The following is a 7787-nucleotide window of genomic DNA, read 5'->3' as shown; positions in this document are numbered from 1 at the left end:
GGCGTCAAGTGGGCCCACGCCGGGGGTGAAACGCCCCACAGCGCCACATGTTATGCGTTTTTGGACGTGAGGACGAAATTGTAATCAATTTTTTATGCTGATAAGCTTTTTTGAATGAGTGATGCCTTTCGTGAAAACAGCGATGCCCTGATCGGTCATGCGTGGCTGCGCACGCATTTCGGGTTACGCGTTCCGCCTCCTTTCACGGAGAGCTACGCCGTGGCGGGCGCCCGGCGCAGGGAAGTATCAGGCCGCCGCATTATTGAATTCTATCCCCGGTCCTACGCGACGGGCGACGATCCGGTCGCAAACCTGCGCTTTGCCTTGCGCTACGAGCCTGCGGATCTGCGCATCCTCGTCGGCGCCCTTGCAGCCATGCCGCCGGAAACAATCGAGAACTGGGTTCGTGCCGAGCCCACGGGCGCCTATGCCCGGCGGGCCTGGTTTTTCTACGAGCACTTTCTCGGCCGGCAGCTCGATCTGCCCGACGTCACCACGGGCAACTACGTCTTCGCGCTCGATGAGAAAAAGCATATCACTGGCGAGCGGCGGAATTCGCAGCGGCACCGCGTGGCCGACAATTTGCTCGGGACACCGGCATGTTGTCCGACGGTGCGCCGGACCCAACGCCTGCTGGAGCGGATGGCCCTCCATGTGGACGCGGAAGCGCGGACATTGGTGGAGAGCTACGACCCTGCCTTGCTCGCCCGCGCGGTCACCTATCTCTATACTAAGGAGACCCGCTCCTCCTTCGCTATCGAGGGCGAAAACCCAAGTCCCCAGCGCGCGGAGCGTTTCATCGCGGCGCTGCGCCGGGCGGCGGGCTTCGACACCGGCAGCAAAGCGGCGATTGTCGACTTGCAGAACGCCATTGTCGACCCAAGGTATGCGGCCCGCGACTGGCGCGACTTCCAGAACTTCGTCGGCTCGACGACCGTGGACTTCCGGGAGGATGTCCACTTCATCTGCCCGCGTCCGCAGGACGTGCCAGCGCTCATGGAAGGCTGGATGGATCTGGCGCGGCGCCTCATGGCGGGGGGCGTTGACCCGGTCGTGGCGGCTGCTGTCACCGCGTTTGCCTTCGTCTTCATTCATCCGTTCGAGGATGGCAACGGGCGCATCCACCGCTTCATGATCCACCATGTGCTGAGCCGGACGGGCTTCAGCCCCGGCGGTGTGATCTTTCCGGTATCCGCGGCGATCATCCGGGACCAGCGGGGCTATGATGAGGTGCTGGAGAGCTTCTCGCAGCCCCTGCTCGCTTTGACCGACTGGGCATGGACCGCGGAGCGGGAGATCGTCGTCCACAACGACACCGCACCCTTCTTTCGCTTTTTCGATGCGACATCGGTTGTTGAATACCTCTATGATCGGGTCGTAGACACGGTTCAGATCGACCTGAAGGAAGAACTCGGCTTCCTTGAGGTCTTCGACCGTGCGTTCGAGTCGGTTCGCGACATCGTCGACATGCCGGACCGTCGCGCATCCCTTCTGATCCGGCTCATGCTCCAGAACGGTGGCCGGTTGTCATTGGCAAAGAGGGCTCAGTTCACGGAACTGACGGACGAGGAGATCGCTGCCATGGAAATTGCTGTGCAGAAGGCGAAGGCTGGCGTGCCCGAGGACTGAGGAACGTCGCGTTCCGTTCAGGATTGATTAGGTCTGTTCAAAGTCACTTATCGTTCCGCCTTTGTGGCGCGTTTCGATTATGAAAGCCCTCCGTTGAGGGTCTCACCCCGCCACCCCTTCCACCCGCCCGGCCTTCACCCGCACTCCCACGAACGCCGCCACAAACACCGCCGTCATCAAGAGCACGATGGTGGGGGCCGGCGCCGAATCGAGGAAGAAGGAGAGGTAGACGCCGCAAAGCGCGCAGCCCACCGCCACCAGCACCGCCACCACCAGCATCCAGCCGAAGCGCCGGGTGACGAGGAAGGCGATGGCCCCCGGCGCGATCAGAAGCGACACGGCGAGGATGATGCCCACGGCTTTGAGCGCCGCGACGATGGTCAGCGAGAGCATCACCAGCAGCCCGTAATGCAGCAGCCCCACCCGCAGGCCCACCGCCTTCGCCTGCGCCGGATCGAACGCGTTCAGCAGCAAATCGCGCCATTTGGCCAGCAGCGCGAGGGTGACGAGGCCGCAGATGGCCGCGCTTTCGGCGATGTCGCCCCAGTTCACGCCCAGCATGTCGCCGAACAGGATGTGGTCGAGATGCACGTCCGACTGGATCTTGGTGTAGAGCACCAGCCCCAGCCCGAACATGCCGGAGAAGACCACGCCCATCACCGTGTCTTCCTTGATGCGGCTGTTGGCCTTGAGATACCCGGTGCCCAGCGCGCACACCATGCCGGCCACGAAGGCGCCGAAGGCCAGAGGCAGGCCGGCCATATAGGCCAGCACCACGCCGGGCAGCACGGCGTGGGAGACGGCGTCCCCCATCAGCGACCAGCCCTTCAGCACCAAAAAGCAGGAGAGCAGCGCCATGGGCACCGCCACCAGCGCCGAGATCACCAGCGCGCTCTGCATGAAATCGAATTGGAAGGGCAGCGCCAGCGTCGCGAGGAGCCCGCTCATGAGGAGGCTCCCGCGCCTTCGCGCAGGGCGGCCGCCGCCTGCCGCCGCGCCGCCAAAAGCCCGTGCTTGGGCGCGAACACGAAGGCGGTGAGAAAGATCAGCGTCTGGAGCACCACGATGATGCCCCCCGTCGCCCCGTCGAGGAAATAGGAGAGATAGGCGCCGACGAAGCTCGTGCCCGCGCCGATCAGAACCGACAGGGCGATGAGGCGGGGGAAGCGGTCGGTCAAAAGATAGGCGGTGGCCCCCGGCGTCACCACCATGGCGATGACGAGGAAGGCCCCCACCGTCTGCAGCGCCGCCACCGTGCAGGCCGACAGCAGCGTGAAGAACATGATCTTCAGGAAGGTGGGGTTGAGGCCGATGGAGCGGGCGTGGCTCTCGTCGAAGAAGGTGACCATCAGGTCCTTCCAGAACACCAGAAGAAGCGCCAGCGAGACGAAGCCGATGAGCGCCAGTTGTAGGGTGTCGGCGGGCGAGATGGCGAGGATGTTGCCGAGCACGATGGTCTGCACGTTCACCGAGGTGGGCGAGAGCGAAACCATGAACAGGCCGAGCCCGAAGAAGGACGTGAAGATGAGGCCGATGACGGCGTCTTCCTTCAGCTTGGTGCGCTCCTGCAGAAACAGCATGGCGCCGGCGGCCAGCGCGCCGGAGAAGAAGGCGCCCAGGGAGAAGGGCAGGCCCAGCATGTAGGCCCCCGCCACCCCCGGCACGATGGCGTGGGACAGCGCATCGCCGATGAGCGACCAGCCCTTCAGCATGAGGAAGGCGGACAGGAAGGCGCACACCGCCCCCACCAGCGCGCTCACCCACATGGCGTTGACCATGTAGGAGTAGCCGAAGGGTTCGAGGAGGAGGGCCATCACCCGATCCCCTCGGAGGAGCCGGCGGTGCCGCTGGCGGCGGGGCGGTCCTTGTACAGCACGAGGGGGCGCTCGTCGTCGGTCAGGACGCCCACCGTGCCAGGGGTGGCGGCGTGGCTCTCGTCCAGCACGAAATGGCGCAGCACGCCGCCGAAGGCCTTCTCCAGATTGGCCTGGGTGAAGATTTCGGAGGTGAGGCCATAGGCCAGCACCGTGCCCTTGATGAGCACCGTGCGGTCGCAGAATTCCGGCACCGAGCCGAGATTGTGGGTGGAGACCAGCATCACCCGGCCCTCGTCGCGCAGGGCCTTCAGCAGGGCGATGATGGCGTCCTCGGTCTTCACGTCCACGCCGGTGAAGGGCTCGTCGAGCAGGATCACGCGGGCGTCCTGCGCCAGCGCCCGGGCGAGGAACACGCGCTTCCTCTGCCCGCCGGACAGTTCGCCGATCTGGCGCTTGCGGAACTCCAGCATGTTGACGCGGGTGAGCGCCGCCGTCACCGCCTCATGGTCGGCGCGGCGGGGCATGCGCAGCAGGTTCATGTGGCCGTAGCGGCCCATCATCACCACGTCCTCCACCAGCACCGGGAAGCTCCAGTCCACCTCCTCGGACTGGGGCACATAGGCTACCACGTTGCGCTTCAGAGCCTCGGCGACGCTCATGCCGAGGATGGTCACGGAGCCCTTCGCCGCCGAGAGGAAGCCCATGATGGTCTTGAACAAAGTGGACTTGCCGGAGCCGTTCACCCCCACCAGCGCGGTGATGGTGCCGGTGGGGATCTTGAAGCTGGCATCGCGCAGGGCGGTATGGCCGTTGCGATAGGTGACGGTGACGTGGGAAACGTCGAGGCCGGCGCCGGCGGCTCCGGTCTCGGCGGTGAGGGGGGCGAGGGGGGCATTCATCGCGGCGCCCCCCCGGTGAGGCCCGCCGCGATGGTGGCGGAGGTGACGCGCAGCAAATCGAGATAGGTGGGCACCGGGCCTTGGGCGTCGCTCAGCGAATCCACATAGAGCACGCCGCCATAGCGGGCGCCCGTCTCCCGCGCCACCTGCTTGGCCGGCTCGGCCGAGATGGTGCTCTCGGAGAAGATGACGGGGATCTTGTCCGCCTTCATGCGGTCCACCACCCGGCGCACCTGCTGGGGCGTGCCCTGCTGGTCGGCGTTGATGGGCCACAGATAGAGCGGCTTCAGGTCGAAATCCCGCGCCAGATAGCTGAAGGCGCCCTCGCTGGTGACGAGCCAGCGCTGGTCCTGCGGCACCTTCGAGAGCTCGGCGCGGATGGGGGCGATGGTGGCGGTGATCTTCGCCTTGTAGGCCTCGGCATTGGCGGTGTAGGCGGCGGCGTTGGCCGGGTCGTATTTCACCAGCGCATCGCGGATGTTGTCCACGTAGACGAGGGCCGCGGCGGGGGACATCCAGGCATGGGGGTTGGGCTTGCCGCTGTAGGGGCCCTCGGTGATGCCCATGGGCGCCACGCCGTCGGAGACCACCGCGCTCGGCACGCCCTTCAGGCGGCTGAAGAACTTCTCGAACCACAGTTCGAGGTTGAGGCCGTTCCACAGGATCAGGTTCGCGCCCTGGGCCTTGATGAGGTCGCCGGGGGTGGGCTGGTAATTGTGGATCTCGGCGCCGGGCTTGGTGATGGAATCCACCTGCGCGGCATCGCCGGCCACGTTCTTCGCCATGTCGGCGATGACGGTGAAGGTGGTGATCACCTTCAGCTTGTCCGCGGCCCGCGCCGGGCCGGCGGACGACAGGGACGCCGCCACGAGGACGGCGAGAGACAGAAGACCGGCCGCTGAAAATGCACGGCCGCAAATGCCGCTCAGGGAACGAGCCAACGAACGGGCCGGGATGACGGCCGAAAAACAGTCAGGGCAGCGCATGAAGCCGCGCTCCAATGAAATCATCGCACCAATTTGCGATCCATTTGCAAAGGTAAGCCGCTCCAGATGCAATTGCAACTTATTCGCATTTAAGCTGACCTACCCTTTTCCGTTTTGCTCCGGCGCGGCGCTCTCCGCAAGGGCGGCAACCGTCCCGGCGGCGGATTCCGGGGCCGAAGGGGGCGGCTGCGTTGCCGCAGGGGCCGCGCCGTCGGCCGGCACCATGGCGGGGGAGGGCGTCGCGCCCGATATCGTCTCGCCTGTCGCGGTCGCCGGGTGGGGTGCGGCCGGAAGCGTCACCACGCTCACCTCGATTTCTGAAACCGGCGCTACCGGGGACGCCCCCGCCGCGATGTCGGGGGCAACGATCCCCGCGGCCTCCACGGCGGCGGCGAGGTCGGCGGCGCTGCGGTCCAGCACGTGGGCGAGCATGCCGCGCGCCACCTCGCGCTCGCCCATGATGATGAAGTTGGCGCCGCCCTGGCGCAGGTGCTCCACCTCCGCGTCCGAATGGGCGCGGGCGATGATCTCGATGCCGGGATTGAGCTGGCGGGCCTTGCGCAGCACGCCGCTGGCCTCGAAGCCGTCGGGAATGGCGAGGATGAGCCGCTTCGCCCCGGCGACGTTGGCGGCGGCGATGGCGGCGGGGGAGGCGGCGTTGGCGTCCACCACCTCGAGGCCCAGGCGCTTCAGCTCCTCGACCCGGCCCTCCTGGTCCTCCACCACGAGGAAGGGCAGGCCGGCGGCCTTCAGCCCGTCCGCCACCAGATGGCCGACCCGGCCATAGCCCACCAGCACCGTGTGGGCCTGCTGGGTGGTCACCGGCAGGGTGGGCGCCGGCGGCGGCGCCTTCCTGGCCGGGGCGGCGTCGGCCTCGGGCGGGGCGGCGGAAGCGGGAACGGCGGTCTTCGCCCGGTAGCGGTCCAACGCCAGGAAGAAGAAGGGATTGGCGAGGATGGAGACGATGGCCGCCGCGAGGATGAGGTCGCGGCCTTCCTCCGGCAGCAGGTTCAGGTCCACGCCCAGTGCCACCAGGATGAAGGAGAACTCGCCGATCTGCGCCAGCGAGGCGGAGATGGTGAGCGCCGTGACGTTGCCGTAGCCGAACGCCCGCACCAGCAGGAAGGCGGCCAGCGACTTGCCGATGAGCACGATCAGCACGGTGATGACGAGCGCCATCGGGCTCTTGATGACGATGGACGGGTCCACCAGCATGCCCACGGAGACGAAGAACAGCACGGCGAAGGCGTCGCGCAGGGGCAGCGTCTCTTCCGCCGCGCGGTGGGAGAGGGGGGATTCGCTCAGCACCATGCCGGCGAAGAAGGCGCCCAGCGCGAACGACACGCCGAACAGCTTGGCCGAGCCGAAGGCGACGCCCAGCGCGATGGCCAGCACCGCGAGGCGGAACAATTCGCGCGAGCCGATATGCGCCACCCAGTGCATGATGCCGGGAATGACGCGCCGGCCCACCACCAGCATCAGCACCACGAAGCCCGCCACCTTGGCGAGCGTGATGCCCAGCGTCACCCACACATCTTCCCCGCCCAGCCATTCGGTGGTGGGGGTGGTCACCACCCGCCCGCCCAGCGCACCCGAGAGGGCGGGCAGCAGCACCAGCGCCAGCACCATGGCGAGGTCTTCCACGATGAGCCAGCCCACCGCGATGCGGCCCTGCTCGCTTTCCACCATGCGCCGCTCCTGGAGCGCCCGCAGCAGCACCACGGTGCTCGCCACCGACAAAGCGAGGCCGAACACGATGCCGGTGCCCAGCCCCCAGCCCAGCCCGTAGGCGAGGCCGATGCCCATGAGGGTAGCGACGCCGATCTGGAGCACCGCGCCGGGAATGGCGATGGCCTTCACCGACAACAGGTCGCTCAGCGAGAAATGCAGGCCGACGCCGAACATCAGCAGGATGACGCCGATCTCGGCCAGTTCCAGCGCCATGTGCTGGTCGGCGACGAAGCCGGGGGTGAAGGGCCCCACCATGACGCCGGCGAGGAGATAGCCCACCAGCGGCGACAGCTTGAAGCGCTGGGCGACGGCGCCGAAGACGAAGGCGAGGACGAAGGCCCCGACGAGTGTCGCAATCAGCGGCGTTTCGTGGGGCAAGGGTTGTCCTCCGTCGGGCAAAGGGGCGTCTCGCGCCGAACGCGCGCTCCAGCCCGGATTTGGGATGAGGGCAGCTCAGGCGAACGCCGCTGCCAGCCGCGTCAGTATTCTGGCGGAACACGGCACTGTCATGGCACAGATGCCCATAGGGCAGGTTTTCAGTTTGGGGCGTGGGAAGGCGTGTCCCGGCCGGCTGCAACGAAGCGCGCCGGGCGAAGTCGCACCGGCCTGGGGCATCCTTCCGAGCGGGCTCCCGAGGGAGAGCGCCCGCCCCCTCCCTGCCCTCCCCCGCAAGCGGGAGAGGGTTCCCCGCGGGAGGATGGAGATGGGGCTCTCCCGCCCAGCAC

The 7787-nt window shown here is 67.0% G+C and carries 6 protein-coding genes; 1 reads left to right on the top strand and 5 read right to left on the bottom strand.

Annotated features, from left to right (window positions below; all coding sequences use genetic code 11):
- Positions 1-114 precede the first annotated feature (114 nt).
- A complete protein-coding gene (locus K9U40_RS20805) occupies positions 115-1629 on the top strand; it encodes a Fic family protein (RefSeq protein WP_282892029.1) in 1515 nt (504 codons plus the stop codon).
- 102 nt (positions 1630-1731) lie between these two features.
- Here K9U40_RS20805 and K9U40_RS20800 read toward each other — a convergent pair whose 3' ends face one another.
- The 5 genes from K9U40_RS20800 to ybaL form a co-directional block, all read right to left on the bottom strand.
- Entirely contained in the window at positions 1732-2577 is an 846-nt protein-coding gene (locus tag K9U40_RS20800) for a metal ABC transporter permease (RefSeq protein WP_282892028.1), read from the bottom strand.
- On the bottom strand, positions 2574-3446 hold the full coding sequence (locus K9U40_RS20795) for a metal ABC transporter permease (protein WP_282892027.1): 873 nt from the start codon (positions 3444-3446) through the stop codon (positions 2574-2576). The genes K9U40_RS20800 and K9U40_RS20795 overlap by 4 nt, the downstream gene beginning before the upstream one ends.
- Positions 3443-4345: a manganese/iron ABC transporter ATP-binding protein gene (locus K9U40_RS20790; protein WP_282892026.1), complete on the bottom strand. Its 903-nt coding sequence runs from the start codon at positions 4343-4345 to the stop codon at positions 3443-3445. Before K9U40_RS20790 ends, K9U40_RS20795 begins: the two co-directional genes overlap by 4 nt.
- The gene (locus tag K9U40_RS20785; protein WP_282892025.1) at positions 4342-5331 is read right to left on the bottom strand and encodes a metal ABC transporter substrate-binding protein; all 990 of its coding nucleotides are present in this window, start codon (positions 5329-5331) and stop codon (positions 4342-4344) included. The genes K9U40_RS20790 and K9U40_RS20785 overlap by 4 nt, the downstream gene beginning before the upstream one ends.
- 99 nt (positions 5332-5430) lie before the next feature.
- The gene (ybaL, locus tag K9U40_RS20780; RefSeq protein ID WP_282892024.1) at positions 5431-7440 is read right to left on the bottom strand and encodes a YbaL family putative K(+) efflux transporter; all 2010 of its coding nucleotides are present in this window, start codon (positions 7438-7440) and stop codon (positions 5431-5433) included.
- Positions 7441-7787: the final 347 nt, after the last annotated feature.

The sequence above is a fragment of the Xanthobacter autotrophicus genome, assembly GCF_030015065.1.
GTDB lineage: Bacteria > Pseudomonadota > Alphaproteobacteria > Rhizobiales > Xanthobacteraceae > Xanthobacter > Xanthobacter autotrophicus_D.
The sequence above is the reverse complement of the archived record's forward strand: the minus strand, read 5'-3'. Positions and strand labels throughout refer to the sequence as shown.